10 protein-coding genes and 1 other RNA gene are annotated in these 12,876 nt (G+C 69.0%); all 11 read right to left on the bottom strand.

The window, feature by feature from the left end:
• Positions 1-10: 10 nt before the first annotated feature.
• Positions 11-1,096, bottom strand: coding sequence for a phospho-N-acetylmuramoyl-pentapeptide-transferase (mraY, locus tag AZL_RS11070; RefSeq protein ID WP_012974644.1), 1,086 nt, complete (start codon positions 1,094-1,096; stop codon positions 11-13).
• A gap of 9 nt (positions 1,097-1,105) precedes the next feature.
• Positions 1,106-2,602 carry a UDP-N-acetylmuramoylalanyl-D-glutamyl-2,6-diaminopimelate--D-alanyl-D-alanine ligase gene (locus AZL_RS11065; protein WP_012974643.1) on the bottom strand — a complete coding sequence of 499 codons (1,497 nt, stop codon included), beginning with the start codon at positions 2,600-2,602 and terminating at the stop codon, positions 1,106-1,108.
• Positions 2,599-4,098, bottom strand: coding sequence for a UDP-N-acetylmuramoyl-L-alanyl-D-glutamate--2,6-diaminopimelate ligase (locus AZL_RS11060; RefSeq protein ID WP_012974642.1), 1,500 nt, complete (start codon positions 4,096-4,098; stop codon positions 2,599-2,601). Before AZL_RS11060 ends, AZL_RS11065 begins: the two co-directional genes overlap by 4 nt.
• Entirely contained in the window at positions 4,064-5,938 is a 1,875-nt protein-coding gene (locus AZL_RS11055) for a peptidoglycan D,D-transpeptidase FtsI family protein (protein ID WP_012974641.1), read from the bottom strand. Before AZL_RS11055 ends, AZL_RS11060 begins: the two co-directional genes overlap by 35 nt.
• A complete protein-coding gene (locus tag AZL_RS11050; RefSeq protein ID WP_012974640.1) occupies positions 5,935-6,753 on the bottom strand; it encodes a cell division protein FtsL in 819 nt (272 codons plus the stop codon). Before AZL_RS11050 ends, AZL_RS11055 begins: the two co-directional genes overlap by 4 nt.
• Entirely contained in the window at positions 6,750-7,724 is a 975-nt protein-coding gene (rsmH, locus tag AZL_RS11045; protein WP_012974639.1) for a 16S rRNA (cytosine(1402)-N(4))-methyltransferase RsmH, read from the bottom strand. The genes AZL_RS11050 and rsmH overlap by 4 nt, the downstream gene beginning before the upstream one ends.
• A complete protein-coding gene (locus tag AZL_RS11040; protein WP_371304209.1) occupies positions 7,724-8,170 on the bottom strand; it encodes a division/cell wall cluster transcriptional repressor MraZ in 447 nt (148 codons plus the stop codon). Before AZL_RS11040 ends, rsmH begins: the two co-directional genes overlap by 1 nt.
• Positions 8,171-8,950: 780 nt before the next feature.
• Positions 8,951-9,352: RNase P RNA component class A (gene rnpB / locus AZL_RS33475), an RNA gene on the bottom strand.
• Positions 9,353-9,439: 87 nt separating this feature from the next.
• Entirely contained in the window at positions 9,440-10,132 is a 693-nt protein-coding gene (locus AZL_RS11035) for an N-acetylmuramoyl-L-alanine amidase (RefSeq protein WP_012974636.1), read from the bottom strand.
• Positions 10,133-10,139: 7 nt separating this feature from the next.
• Positions 10,140-11,018 carry a DMT family transporter gene (locus tag AZL_RS11030; RefSeq protein WP_012974635.1) on the bottom strand — a complete coding sequence of 293 codons (879 nt, stop codon included), beginning with the start codon at positions 11,016-11,018 and terminating at the stop codon, positions 10,140-10,142.
• Complete coding sequence (locus tag AZL_RS11025; RefSeq protein WP_012974634.1) at positions 11,015-12,844, bottom strand: ATP-binding cassette domain-containing protein; 1,830 nt, start codon at positions 12,842-12,844, stop codon at positions 11,015-11,017. Before AZL_RS11025 ends, AZL_RS11030 begins: the two co-directional genes overlap by 4 nt.
• Positions 12,845-12,876: the final 32 nt, after the last annotated feature.

Here is a 12,876-nt window from a genome sequence, read left to right as displayed (position 1 = left end):
CGGTCCCCCCTCAGCGCAGCTTCAGCGTGGACAGGCCGACCAGCGCCAGGATCGAGGCGATGATCCAGAAGCGGATCACCACCGTCGGTTCGGCCCAGCCCTTCTTCTCGAAATGATGGTGCAGCGGCGCCATGCGGAAGACCCGCTTGCCGGTCAGCTTGAAGGAGGCGACCTGCACGATCACCGACACCGTCTCCAGCACGAACAGGCCGCCGATGATCGCCAGCACGATCTCGTGCTTGGTGACCACGCTGACGGCGCCCAGCGCGCCGCCCAGCGACAGCGAGCCGGTATCGCCCATGAAGACCATGGCGGGCGGCGCGTTGTACCAGAGGAAGCCCAGCCCGGCGCCGACCAGCGCGCCGCAGAACACCGCCAGCTCGCCGGATCCCGGCACATGGTGGATCTGAAGGTAGTTGGCGAAGATCGCGTTGCCCGACAGGTAGGAGATCAGGCCGAAGCAGCCGGCGGCGATCATCGTCGGCACGATGGCCAGCCCGTCCAGCCCGTCGGTCAGGTTCACCGAGTTCGAGGCGCCGACCATGATGAAGGCGCCGAAGGGAACGAAGAACCAGGACAGCTGGATCAGGAAATCCTTGACGAAGGGAACCGCCACGCCGCCCGACAGCGGCGGCGCCGACACCCACATGATGAGCGCGGAGGCGGTCAGGCCGATGGCGATCTCCCAGCCCAGGCGGAAGCGGCCCGACAGCCCCTTGGTGTTGCGCTTGGTCAGCTTCAGGTAATCGTCGCCGAAGCCGATCAGCCCATAGCCGATGGTCACCAGCAGGACGATCCAGATATAGGCGTTGGTGACGTCGGCCCACAGGATGGTGCTGACCGTCATGGCGATCAGGATCATCAGGCCGCCCATGGTGGGCGTGCCCTTCTTCTTGAAATGGCTTTCCGGGCCGTCGGCGCGGATGGGCTGACCCTCGCCCTGCTTGTGCTTCAGCCAGGCGATCAGACGGGGAAAGAAGACGAAGCTGATGATCAGCGACGTGATGACGGCGCCGCCGGTCCGGAAGGTCAGGTACCGGAACAGGTTGAAGGGCGAGAAGATGTCCGCCAGACCGAAGAGGAGATTGTAGAGCATTTGGGTCCGTCAGCCTCGCGGCACATGCGCCGACTGCGCGGCCGCCTGTGGCTGGTTGGTGGTTCGGGAGGCGGCTTTGTCCTCGCTTTCGCGTCCGCTGTCGAGTGCGGTGAGCGCATCGACGATCAGACCTGTGCGACTGCCCAAGGACCCTTTGACCATGATAACGTCGCCGCCTTTTACGCCGGCGGCCACGATGGGGGCCAGCTCCACGCTGGTCTCGGTCCAGACGCCGCGCATGGCCTCCGGCAGCCGGTCGAACAGCGCCCTCATATGCGGCCCGCAGGCATGGACGGTGTCGACCTGGGCGGCGCGCAGCGGCTCGGCCAGCGCGATGTGCAGCGCGTCGGCGCGGTCGCCCAGCTCGCGCATGTCGCCCAGCACGGCGACGCGCCGGCCGCCGGCGCCGGGGTCGATCTTGCCCAGCACCTCCAGCGTCGCCGCCATGGCGGCCGGGCTGGCGTTGTAGCTCTCGTCGATCAGGGTGAAGGCGCCCTGCGGCAGTTGAATGCGCCTGCGGGTGCCGCGGCCCTTGACCGACGGCAGGCTGGACAGGGCGCGCGCCGCGGTGGCGACGTCACCCCCCAGCGCCTTCACCGCCAGCAGCACCGACAGGCTGTTCATCACCCAGTGCCTGCCGGGCTGCGACAGGCAATATTGCAGCCGCTCGCCGCGGATGACCGCGGTCACCGCGCTGCAGGTGGCGTGCAGCGAGCAGTCGAGCAGCCGGGCGTCGGCCTTCTCGTCGGTGCCGAAGCCCCAGACATGGCTCAGGCCATGGCGGCGCGCGGCGGCGGCCAACCGGGCATATTGCCCGTTGTCGCGGTTCAGCACGGCGACGCCGTTGGGATCGAGCCCCTCGAAGATCTCGGCCTTGGCGTCGGCGATGGCCTCGACGCCGGAGAAGAATTCCAGATGCGCCGCCTCCACCGTGGTGATGATGGCGACATGCGGCTTGACCTGCCGCGACAGCGGGCCGATCTCGCCGGCATGGTTCATCCCCAGCTCGAACACGCCATAGGCGCTGTCGGCCGGCAGGCGGGCCAGCGACAGCGGCACGCCCCAATGGTTGTTCAGGCTGCCTTCGGTGGCGTAGGTGGCGCCTTGCGCCGACAGCACATGACGCAGCGTCTCCTTGGTGCCGGTCTTGCCGACCGATCCGGTGACGCCGATGATGCGGGCGCCGCAGTTCGCCCGCGCCACGACGCCCATCGCCGCCATCGCCTCCAGCGGGTCGACCGGGGCGATCAGCAACGGAGCGTCGGCGGGCAGGCCGTCCGGCGGATGATCGACCAGCGCCGCGACCGCTCCGGCGGCCAGCGCCGCGCCGACGAAGGCATGCCCGTCGAAATTCGGGCCGCGGATGGCGACGAACAGGTCGCCCGGCGCCACCTTGCGGCTGTCGATGGCGACGCCGGTGGCGGCCCAGGCGGACGGGCCGGTCAGGTGCCCGCCGGTGGCGGCGGCCGCATCGCGTGCGGTCCAGAGGACGGTCTTGTCGCTCATGCTCCAACCTCCGCTACGGCTTTCCGGGCCTCGTCCGCATCGTCGAACGGACGCACCTCGGTGCCGATGGTCTGTCCCTGCTCGTGCCCCTTGCCGGCGATGACCAGCACGTCGCCGGGCTGAAGCCGCCGCACCGCGGTGCGGATCGCCTCGGCCCGGTCGCCGATCTCCTCCAACCGTCCGGCCAGCTCCCCGGTGGCGCCCGCCAGGACCTCGCTCCGCACGAAGGCGGGATCCTCGGTCCGCGGGTTGTCGTCGGTGACGATGGCGCGGTCGGCCAGCCGGGCCGCCAGCGCCCCCATCACCGGCCGCTTGGTCCGGTCGCGGTCGCCGCCGCAGCCGAACACCGTCACCAGATCGCGCGCGGCGTGCGAGCGCAACGCCAGCAGCACGGTTTCCAGCGCGTCGGGCGTGTGGGCGAAATCGACATAGACCGTCGCCCCGTTGGGGTGGGTGGCGACATGCTGAAGCCGGCCCGGCACGCCCTCCAGGGCGGGGAGGGTGGCGAGCGCCCGTGTCGCGTCGCCACCGGAACCGATGACCAGACCCAGCGCGCAGAGCACGTTCCAGGCCTGGAAACGCCCCGCCAGCGGCAGGTCGACCGTCACATCGCGGCCAAGCACCGTCAGGGAAAGCCGTTGCCCATGGGCCAGCGGCTCCACCCCGGTCACCCGAAGCTCGGCGCCGGCCAAGCCATAGGACAGGACACGCTGGCCACGTTCGTCACAAATTGTGGCAAAAAAGTGAAAGTCATCACTGTCCGCATTCAGCACGGCGATGCATCCTGCGGGGAGTACACGCTGGAAGAGTAGAGCCTTCGCGTCGCGATAGGCTTCCATCGTACCGTGATAGTCGAGGTGGTCGAGGGTGAGATTGGTGAAGCCGGCGGCCTTGATCGCGACACCGTCCAGCCGGAACTGCTCCAGCCCGTGGCTCGACGCCTCCATCGCCAGATGGTCGATGCCGGCGTCCTTGGCGGCGGCGAGGTCGCGGTGAAGCGACACCGGGTCCGGAGTCGTCATCCCGCCATAGCCGTGCAGGCCGGGGCCGAGCAGGCCCAGGGTGCCGAGGCTGCCGGCGGGCAGGCCCATGCGCGCCCAGATCTGGGCGGCGAACTGGACGGTGGAGGTCTTGCCGTTGGTGCCGGTCACCGCCACCACCGTCTCCGGTTGGCGCCCGCCATGGAAGGCGGCGGCCATCCGCGCGAAGGCGAGGCGGGGCTGCGGGTCGGTCAGCAGCAGGGCGGTGGAGCCGGCGGGCAACTCGGTGCCTTCGGGCGCCAGCACGGCGACGGCACCCTTGGCGAGGGCGTCGGCGATGAAGGCGCGGCCATCGGCCTTCACGCCCGGCAGGGCGGCAAAGACGAAGCCGGGCCTGACCGCGCGGCTGTCGGCGGTCAGCCCGGCGATATCGGGATCGGCGCCGGCGGGCCGGGCCTGATCGGCTGCGCCCGGATCGGCCTCAGCGCGGCTTGGTCTGAGTTGGGAAAGACGCAACGGTGCTTCCCTTCTGCGGGAGTGGGGCGGTGACGGAGGGAAGGGATTGCTGCCAGTTGGTGGAACCGGCGGCGTTGAGGTAGGTGGAGTTCAGGATGTCCGGCGTGTTCTCGTCGACGATCGGCACATTCAGCAGGGGGCCGATCTGTTTGACGATGCGGCCGACGGTGGGGGCGCCGACGGTGCCGCCGGTGGCGAATCCGCCGGTCCTGGCGATGCCCTTGGGTTCATCGACCAGCACATAGACGATGTAGCGCGGATCATTCATCGGGAAGGCGCCCAGGAACGACGACATGCGCGAGTTCTTCTCGTAATGCTTGCCCTTCTGCTTGTCTGCGGTGCCGGTCTTGCCACCGACGACATATCCCTTGACGGCCGCGGTCTTGCCGGTGCCGTCGGTGACCACGAAGCGGAACATGCGCCGCATCATGTCCGAGGTCTGGCGCGACACCACCTGTTCCGTCGGGATTTCCTCGCCTGCTTTGCGCTTCAGCAGGGTCGGCTTGTGGAAGAAGCCGCCATTGATGACCGACGCGGCGGCGGCGACCGTGTGCATCGGGCTGACCGAGATGCCATGGCCGAAGGAGATGGTGTAGCTGTTGACCTCGCGCCACGGGTTGGGCACCAGCGGCCAGCCGCTTTCCGGCAATTCCAGCCCAGTGGGCCTGGTGAAGCCCATCTTGGTCATGAAGGCCTTCTGCGCCGCCACGCCGATCAGCTGGATCATGCGGACGGAGCCGAGGTTGGACGAGTGTTGGAACACCTCCGCCACCGTCAGCGCGCGATGCAGATTGTGATAGTCGTTGATGGTGAAGCGGCCGATCTTCACCGGGTGGGCCGCGTCGAACATGTCGGACACACGGATCTTGCCGCTGTCGAAGGCCAATGCGGAGTTGAAGATCTTGAAGGTGGAACCCATTTCGTAGACGCCGAGCGTCGCCCGGTTGAACAGCGTCTCCGGGTTCAGGCCGGTCGGATCCTGCGGGTCGAAATCGGGCAGCGACACCATCGCCAGCACTTCGCCGTTGCGCACGTCGAAGACGATGCCGGCGGCGCCGATGGCGCTGAATTCCTGCACCGTCGCGGTCAGTTCCTTCTTCAGGACATGCTGAAGGCGCAGGTCGATCGACAACTGCACCGGCGTTCCGGGCTCCTCGGTCAGCCGCTTGTTGAAGCCCTGCTCCATGCCGGCAAGGCCGTTGTTGTCGATGCCGGTGAAGCCGACGATGTGGGCGGTCAGCGGGCCGGCGGGGTAGAAGCGGCGCTCCTCCCGCTCGAAGGAGACGCCGGGAATCCCCAGCCGGTGGACGGCGGCCTGCTGCTTCGGCGTCAGGTTGCGCTTCAGCCAGACGAAGCGGCGATCGCCGCTCAGCTTTCCCAGCACATCCTTGTAATCCAGGTCGGGCAGGGCGCTGACCAGCTTCTGCGCCGCCTCTTCCGGGCGCGACACCAGCTTGGGATCGGCGTAGAGCGACTGGGTGACCAGGGAGGTCGCCAGCAGGTTGCCGTTGCGGTCGAGGATGTCGGCGCGGTTGGTGGGGGTGTTGTCCAGTTCCAGCGCCACATGCTGGCGCGCTTCACCGCCGCCGCCGGCCAGCAGCGTCGCCATCGCCAGCTTGACGCTGATGGCGGTGAAGACGGTCGTGACCACGGCGGCCGTCACCATCAGGCGGTAACGGCTCTGTTCCAGCGCGACCGCCAGCGAGGTCCGCGGCTTGGCGGACGGCTGCTGGGGCGGCGGGGGAAAGGGCGACGGCGCCGGCGGCGGCACATAGGTGCTGCCGGTGCTGGCGCCGGGCTGGCCGTAGCCAGCGGGGCCGGCGTGGTCGGGACCGTTCATCGATTGGCCCCCAGGCGCGCGACGAGCAGCCCGAGGCTGTCGGTCGGCTTGGGCTGGTAGGGCTGCTGGGCGGTCACGGTGCCGGCCTTCGCCGGTGCTGGGGCTGACGGGGTCGGTCGGGCGGCCAGTTCGGTCGGGCGGTTGGGCGAGGTCGGGACGTTGGGAGCCAGCTTGCCGGCGGCGCGGTCGGCGGGCTTGTCGGCCGGCGCGCGGGCGGAGCCGGGCATCAGGGCGTCGGGCTTGATCCGGCTGGCGCGGGACGGGTCGGAGAGCGACCCGGAGGCGGGCAGCGACGCCGGCACGATGACGGGCGCGCGTTCCAGCGCCTTGTCCATCGGCAGCGGCTTCGCCGCGCCGGGCGGGAGCCCGCCGGGGAGTCCGGCCGGGGCGCTGACCGGAACAAGTCCGGCCGCGGCCTTGTTGTTGGCCGGGGCGCGGGCGGCGGCGACCTGCGCCGCGCCGGTGCCCGGCGCGCGCGCCATCGGCGGCGGCGGGGCGACGCCGGGCAGGGCGGGGGCCGGCGGCGGGACGGCGTCGGCCGGACGCATCGGAATCACGTCCATCGCCAGATACTGGCGCGGCTCGGTCGGCTGCAACGCCAGATAGGCCTGGGCCATCTGTTCCAGCTTGGTCGGGTCGTTCAGGTAGCTCCATTCGGCCTTCAGGACCTGGATGGACTCCTGTTCCTGGATGATCTTGCGGTTCAGCCCGGCAAGCTTCTCCTCGAGATCCTGGACGTCGTAGCTGGTCTGGAACAGCACGCCTCCGGCGACCGCGATCAGGCCGCCCCAGAACAGCCAGGTCTTGCCTTTCATGCTGCCTCCTTGCCGGGCGCCGGGAACGCTGGCGCCTCGGTACGTTCAGCCGCGCGCAACCGGGCGGACCGGGCGCGGGGGTTGTTGCGGGCTTCGGCCTCGCTCGGGTCCACGGGTTTCCGGGAGAGCAGGCGGAAGGAGGGGTGGTGCGCCGCGACCGCGGTCACGGGCGTATGGCGGGACGGGGAGGGCGGCGGCGAGGAGCGTTCCCGCAGGAACGCCTTGACCTCGCGGTCCTCCAGCGAATGGAAGGAGACGACGGCGAGACGCCCGCCGGGCGCCAGCAGCGATTCGGCGGCGGACAGGCCGCGCCGCAATTCGCCCAGCTCGTCGTTCACATGGATGCGCAACGCCTGGAAGCTGCGGGTGGCGGGATCGATCCCGTCGCCCTTCCCCTTCGGCACCACCGAACGGATGATGTCGGCCAGCCGCGCCGTGCGCTCGATCGGCGCCTCGCGGCGGGCGGCGACGATGGCGCGGGCGACCCGGCGCGCCATCCGCTCCTCGCCCAGGTGGTAGAGGATGTCGGCCAGTTCGCCCTCATCGGCGCCGTTGACCACGTCGGCGGCGGTCGGCCCATCCCGTCCCATCCGCATGTCGAGCGGGCCGTCGAAACGGAAGGAGAAACCGCGTTCCGGCTCGTCGATCTGCGGAGAGGAGACGCCGACGTCGAGCGCCACGCCATCCACCCTGTCGACGCCATGCCGGGCCAGCAGTTGGTCCATGTCGCCGAAGCGGCCTTCGATCACGTCGAGGCGGCCCGGAAACTCCTGGGCGAGGACGCGGCCGCGTTCGATCGCGGCGGGGTCGCGGTCGATGCCGATCACCCGGCAGGACGCCGATCGCAGCAGGGCGCGGCTGTAGCCGCCGGCGCCGAAGGTGCCATCGACGTAAAGGGCGCCGTCACGCGGGGCGAGCGCGGCGATCACCTCGTCCAGCAGGACGGGGATATGGATGCGGGGGTCGGTCATCAGGCGCCCTCCCCGCTCCGGCTGGCGGCGCCGCGGGACGCCTTGGCGACGATCTGGCTCAGCGAGATGTCCTTGCGCACGACCTGCTCGCGCAGGGCCGCCTCATGGGCCTTGAGGGCTTCGGGTTCCCAGATCTGGAAGGTCTTGCGGCGGCCGATGAAGGCGGCCTCCTCGGTGATGCCGGCGAACTCCGCCAGCTCCCTGGGCAGGACGATGCGGCCTTCGGCGTCGGAGGAGACGGGGATCAGCTTTCCGAAGATGAAGGTCTCGATCATGTCGCGCTCGTCGGCATCGAGGTCGGGGGATTCGAGGCTTTCGGAGAGGACGTCGAGATAGTCCTGGTCGGCGCCTTCCAGCGCCTGGTGGTTCAGCGAGGGCCAGAGATAGACGGTGTTGGGGGCCGACGTCTTGGCAAGCGACTGCCTGAACTGTGCCGGGATGGACACACGCCCTTTCCTGTCAACCTTGTTGACGTATGTGGACAGGAAAACGGCCATAGGCCCGGCGATCCCCCCTGCTATCCCCCATGCGCGGTCGGGTGCTCCGCGCTAGCCCCGCTTGGCCCATTCAGCTCCCGCCCCCGGTGTTAACCAGAATGGGCAACAGCCCCCCTTAAATGGGCGTTCTTGGGATAGCATGGGATGGCATGGGCGTCAACGCCCCCCAGAGTATTCAGATGGGGGTGTCAAGACTTTTGGGGTGAGCCGTTGCATCCGGGCAAGTTGGTGTACGAAATTCCTGAATCATCGCAGTATTATGCTGGACTCCGTCGGTGTGGATAAAGTTATCCACACGCGTTCTGCGTATGTTCGGAAATTTTAAGAAAATGTTGCGGATGCATGGTTTGTTTATGAGCCGAATCGATCCCTCCGTAGGGCATAGAACCTTGGGTGGGAAAGGCCGGTCCGGCATGGGACGGCATGGGAAAGCGCCCCACAGTTATCCACCGGCTGTGGATTAGTCTGGGGAAAATGTGGATGGGAGCGTGGAGAAGCTGGGGATGGGCCGGGAAAAGCCCCTGGGATCGCGGGCGGATCGCGGACGATGGACGGAGGATCGTGGCGTTCGGCCCGTGGGGTGAGACGAAAGGTCGCCCATGCTGTCCCAGGATGGACCATCCGATCGGGCGGAGCGGACGCGAAGGAGTGCCGCCATGGGGCGGCATGGGATCATGCGCCCCGACCGGACCACCGATCTGGGATGAGATGGGCAAAGGAGAGGGGAAAAGCGCCAGATGGCCTGTAAGCCGGGTTCTGTATCCCGCCCCGAAGGGCGGGCGATGGCCATTCGTCTGGGACGCCGGTTGCCCGGACGCCTCGCGCGACCAACCCGAGCGGCGGCGCGGAAACGCGCTTGACCCACGCCCATCCCGTTGCGGGGATGGTGGTCGGGCCGCTCCTATTCGGTCTTGCTCCCGGTGGGGTTTACCGTGCCGTCCCCGTTGCCGGGTCCGCGGTGCGCTCTTACCGCACCCTTTCACCCTTACCTGCGTCGAAACGCCGGCGGTTTGCTTTCTGTGGCACTGTCCCTAGGGTCGCCCCCGCCGGCCGTTAGCCGGCACCGTGTTTCCGTGGAGCCCGGACTTTCCTCCCCCGGCCGAAACCGAAGGCGGCCATCCGGCCATCTGGCGCGGTCGTTCATATAGACAAGCGGCCGCGGGGGCAAATCCCAAATCAGGACATGCCGCAATTGAGAGGATCGATCAGCAAGGTCGATCAGTGCCCGGTCTGCCGCAGCAGCGCGCGCAGCCGCCGCACCGTCTCCGCGTCGGGGCTGCCGGTCAGGCCGCCGGGATGGAAATGGCGTTGGAAGGCCAGCAGCGCCCGCGGCTCGGCCGGGTCGTACCCATAGCGTCCCAGCAGGGCGGCGACCTCCGCCCCGGTGACGGGGCCGTCATCCTCATGGGACGGCGTGGGCCACAGCCCGATCCCCTGGGCGGCCAGGCCGGACCAGTCGAACAGTTCGCCCGGATCCTCCTTGCGGGCCGGCGCCACGTCGCTGTGGCCGAGCACGTCGGCGGGTGCGATGGCATGACGGTCCAGGATCCCCCGGCACAGTTCCGCCACCGCCGCCATCTGAACGGATGGGAAGGGGCGGTAGCCGAACTCATGGCCGGGATTGACGATCTCGACGCCGATGGAGCGGCTGTTGACATCCTCCAGCCCACGCCAGCTCGCCCGGCCGGCATGCCAGGCGCGGCGATCCTCCGGGACATGGGCGTAGATGGTGCCGTCCTCGTCCACCGTGTAATGGGCGCTGACCTGGGCCGCCGGATCGCACAGCCGCTCCAGCGCGTGGGCGGCGGTGGGCATGCCGGTATAGTGCAGGATCAGCAGTTCCACCCGCGCGCCGTCGGCCCGCGGGCCGTGGTTGGGGGAGGGAAGGTCGATCCGGCGGAAGCGGCTCATCTCGGCATCAGGTCGGGTTGGTGACGGTCTCGCTGACGGTGCGCGGGCGCCGCTTCACGATCACCGCGACGCCGCCGATGGTCAACAGCCCGCCGACGGCGAGGTTGATCGTCAGCGGATCGCCCATCAGCAGCGCGCCGCTGGCGACGCCGAAGACCGGGACGGTCAGCAGATAGGGCATGGTCTGGTTGACATCATAGCGCCCGATCAGCGGATACCACAGCCCATAGGCGACGATGGTGACGCCGACCGCCATATAGAGGATGGACGCCCAGCCGACCCAGCTGGAGTTGGCGAGCGCCTCCATCTGCCCATGCTCCAGCAGCAGCGACAACCCCAGCAGCTGCGGCATGGCGAACAGCGCCATCCAGCCATTGACGGCGAAGCCGTTCACCGAGCCGAGCAGCTTCATCTGCACGCTCGCCACCGCGAAGGCGAGGCTGGCTCCCAGGATCATCAGCAGCGAGGCCATCTGGTCGCCGAGCCGCGGCTCGCCGGCGATCACCGCCACCCCGGCGAAGGCGGCGGCCATGCCGACGGCGCGCCGCCATCCCAGCTTGTCCTTGAACACCACCGCCGCCAGCAGGGAGGAGAAGGGCACCTGGGCCTGGGCCGCCAGCGACGCGGTGGCGGCGTCGATCCCCTTCAGCCCGGTGAACATGATCGGGAAATGGATGCTGCCCAGTGTCACCGACAAGAGCGCGATCTTCCACAGCTTGTCACGCGGCACGCGGAAGAATGGGATGATCAGCACCGCCACCAGGGCGAAGCGCAGGAACATGACGAACAGCGGCGGGAATTCGGCCAGCGCCCATTTCGCCACGACGAAATTCAGCCCCCACAGCGCCATCACCACCAGCGCCTGGAGCGTGTGGGCGACGCTCATGTCCGTCCGCCCTCCAGCTCCTCGCGCATCGCCTCCAGCTCCAGCCAGCGCTCCTCCGCCGTCGCGAGCGCCGCCTGCCTGGCATGCAGCTGCTCGCTGGTCTTCTGGAATTTGGCGGCATCGCGGGTGAACAGGTCGGGGTCGGCCAGGAGCTTTTCCAGCTTGGCGATCTCCGCGCTCAGCGTGTCCATGCGCGCCGGCAGCTCGTCCAGCTCGCGCTGGTCCTTGTAGCTCAGCTTGCCGCGCGGCTTGGCGGCGGCGGGCGCGCCCGCCGCCGGTTTCGGCTTGGCGGCGACCGGGGCGGGCGCCGTCCTGGCCGGGCGCTGCACCAGATAGTCGGAATAGCCGCCGGCATATTCGGTGGCGGTGCCGTCGCCCTCCAGCGCGATGGTGCCGGTCACCAGCCGGTCGAGGAAGTCGCGGTCGTGGCTGACCAGCAGCAGCGTGCCCTGATAATCGCCGAGCACATCCTCCAGCAGATCCAGCGTGTCCATGTCGAGGTCGTTGGTCGGCTCGTCGAGGATCATCAGGTTGCTGGGCTTGGCGAACAGCCGGGCCAGCAGCAGCCGGTTGCGCTCGCCGCCCGACAGCGCCTTGACCGGGCTGTCCAGCTGCCGGGTGTCGAACAGGAAGTCCTTCATATAGCCGGCGACATGGCGCGACACGCCATTGACGACCACCGCGTCGCCGCCGAAGGGACACAGCACCTTGCGGATGGTGTCCTCCGGGTCCAGCCCCTCGCGCCGCTGGTCGAAATAGGCGGTGTCGAGGCTGGTGCCCAGCTTCACCGTGCCCTCGTCGGGCGCCAGCTGACCGGTCAGCATCTTCAGCAGGGTGGATTTGCCGGCGCCGTTCGGCCCGATCAGCCCGACCCGGTCGCCGCGCAGGATGCGGGTGGAGAAGTTCTTCACGATGGTCTTGCGGCCCTCGGGCGTGTCGAAGCCCTTGGCGATGCCGGTCGCCTCGATCACCAGCCGGCCGCCGCGCTCGGCCTCGGCGATGGCGAGCTTGGCCTGCTGGCCGCCCTTGATCTGCTCGGCGCGCCCGGCGCGCAGGTCGAGCAGGTTGCGCACACGGCCCATGTTGCGGGTGCGGCGGGCGGAGATGCCCTCGCGCAGCCACTTCATCTCGCTTTCGATCTTGCGGTCCAGCTTGTGGGCCGCGGCGTCCTCCGCCTCGAACACCTCGGCCTGCCAGCTCTCGAACTCGGCGAAGCCGCGGTCGGTGGCGCGCACCGTGCCGCGGTCGAGCCACAGCGTCCGCTTGGCCAGCCGGTTCAGGAAGGCGCGGTCGTGGCTGATCAGCAGCAGCCCGCCGCGGAAGGACAGCAGCTCCTCCTCCAGCCACTCGATGGTGGGAAGGTCGAGATGGTTGGTCGGCTCGTCCAGCAGCATGACGTCGGGGTTGCCGACCAGCGTGCGGGCCAGCGCCGTGCGGCGCGACTCGCCGCCCGACAGGCTGCGGGGGTCGAGACCGCCGTCCACCTGCAACCGGTCCAGCACCGCATCGACCCGGTGCGCCTCGTCCTGCTCGTCGGCGGGCAGGCCCTGCACGACATAGTCATGGACGGTGGCGCAGCCGGTGAAGTCCGGCTCCTGCGGCAGATAGGCGATGCGGGCGCCGGGCTGGACGAAGACGGTGCCGCCGTCGGGATGGATCATCCCGGCCAGCACCTTCATCAGCGTCGACTTGCCCGACCCGTTGCGCCCGACCAGACAGGCGCGGTCGCCGCGGCCGATGGACAGGTCGATGCCGTCGAACAGCGGACGGCCGCCGAAGGTGACGGAGACGCCCTGGAGCGCCGTGATGGGTGCGGGAGGAGCCATGGACCGTTCGTGCGCCGGAAAATCAAGGGAAG

Origin of the sequence: Azospirillum sp. B510 (genome assembly GCF_000010725.1) — a bacterium.
Lineage (GTDB): Bacteria > Pseudomonadota > Alphaproteobacteria > Azospirillales > Azospirillaceae > Azospirillum > Azospirillum lipoferum_B.
This window is presented reverse-complemented; position numbering and strand designations above follow the sequence as displayed.

Coding starts and splice junctions, on each gene's coding strand:
- mraY (WP_012974644.1), bottom strand. CDS start 1,096: ATGCTCTACAATCTCCTCTTCGGTCTGGCGGACATCTTCTCGCCCTTC.
- AZL_RS11065 (WP_012974643.1), bottom strand. CDS start 2,602: ATGAGCGACAAGACCGTCCTCTGGACCGCACGCGATGCGGCCGCCGCC.
- AZL_RS11055 (WP_012974641.1), bottom strand. CDS start 5,938: ATGAACGGTCCCGACCACGCCGGCCCCGCTGGCTACGGCCAGCCCGGC.
- AZL_RS11050 (WP_012974640.1), bottom strand. CDS start 6,753: ATGAAAGGCAAGACCTGGCTGTTCTGGGGCGGCCTGATCGCGGTCGCC.
- rsmH (WP_012974639.1), bottom strand. CDS start 7,724: ATGACCGACCCCCGCATCCATATCCCCGTCCTGCTGGACGAGGTGATC.
- AZL_RS11035 (WP_012974636.1), bottom strand. CDS start 10,132: ATGAGCCGCTTCCGCCGGATCGACCTTCCCTCCCCCAACCACGGCCCG.
- AZL_RS11030 (WP_012974635.1), bottom strand. CDS start 11,018: ATGAGCGTCGCCCACACGCTCCAGGCGCTGGTGGTGATGGCGCTGTGG.
- AZL_RS11025 (WP_012974634.1), bottom strand. CDS start 12,844: ATGGCTCCTCCCGCACCCATCACGGCGCTCCAGGGCGTCTCCGTCACC.